This window comes from Hymenobacter terrestris, assembly GCF_013377905.1.
Classification (GTDB): Bacteria; Bacteroidota; Bacteroidia; order Cytophagales; family Hymenobacteraceae; genus Hymenobacter; species Hymenobacter terrestris.
Genome location: NZ_JABKAV010000160.1, coordinates 1 through 604 on the forward strand (window position 1 = coordinate 1; position 604 = coordinate 604).

At 53.6% G+C, this 604-nt stretch carries 1 protein-coding gene; it reads right to left on the reverse strand.

Features of this window, described 5'->3' with window-relative positions; translation table 11 throughout:
* Positions 1-68: 68 nt before the first annotated feature.
* Positions 69-269, reverse strand: coding sequence for an energy transducer TonB (locus HW556_RS18420; RefSeq protein ID WP_176901574.1), 201 nt, complete (start codon positions 267-269; stop codon positions 69-71).
* Positions 270-604: the final 335 nt, after the last annotated feature.

A 604-nucleotide genomic window follows, 5' to 3' on the forward strand; every position in this document is an offset into this window, starting at 1 on the left:
CCTGCTGGTCAGCGCTTTTTGAGTTTTGGGTAACGACAAGCCTGCTGGCCGGGGACGAAAGGCGGAAGCTAGCGCGTCGCCGCAATAACGGCCGAGTCCACGTCGGCTCGTAGCCCCTTCGCAATCCGCGGGTGGCGAACATGGCCTTCTTTGTCTACCTCGAACTGCACGAACACGCGGCTGTCGGGAGCGTCCAGCGGCACAATCAAGTACTGATTGATGGCAGTAATGCTGGCTGTGACCGCGCCCTGGCCGTTCAGCGTTGGCATTTGTTCTACGTAGGTATGGACGCGATCCAAGTAATCTAGCGGTTCTCCAATGGGAGGGGGAAGAGTCCACCATTCATGACCAATCCATCGTATCGATTCAGGCCCCGGCCCCGGCCCATCCTGTAAAGTGTCCGGCACTGCTACTATCTTATTAGCGCGTTTCTTATGGTTAGTTTGAGCAGAAGCAGTGCTCCCTAATAGCACCATTGACAGTCCAGCGTAATAAAAATGTTTCCAGGTCATAAGTAGGGACAATTTAAGAGCTGGCCAAGATGATGAACTAAACAACACAACAGTCTAGCCAAAGGGTCCGAAGGTAAACGCGCTCTGTTTGA